Below are 225 nucleotides of genomic sequence, written 5' to 3'. Positions count from 1 at the left end.
GACTCTTTAAGTACCAGTTATTGATACGAACACTGTCACCAGAAGAACCCAGCAAGGCGATATCAAGAGCATTACCATTGCGGGTAAGCCAAAGGTTTTCAGCTTCGATTCCCTCTCCAAGGTTAAGACGGTTTGTCAAACTGTGATCGTCATCGTAGTTATGGATCTGATCCTGGCCGTCGCCCAGGTTGAACTCGAAGACATCCGCGCCCTGCTCGCCGTTCA

General features: G+C 49.3%; 1 protein-coding gene. It reads right to left on the bottom strand.

Going from position 1 to position 225, the window contains the following annotated elements:
• Positions 1 to 225: hypothetical protein (locus tag H2O73_RS21660; protein WP_182110866.1), on the bottom strand; the 225-nt coding region annotated here is incomplete at both ends.

Origin of the sequence: Vibrio marinisediminis, from assembly GCF_014050145.1 — a bacterium.
GTDB lineage: Bacteria > Pseudomonadota > Gammaproteobacteria > Enterobacterales > Vibrionaceae > Vibrio > Vibrio marinisediminis.
Note: the sequence above shows the minus strand (reverse complement) of the source record. Positions and strands in the feature narration are given on the sequence as shown.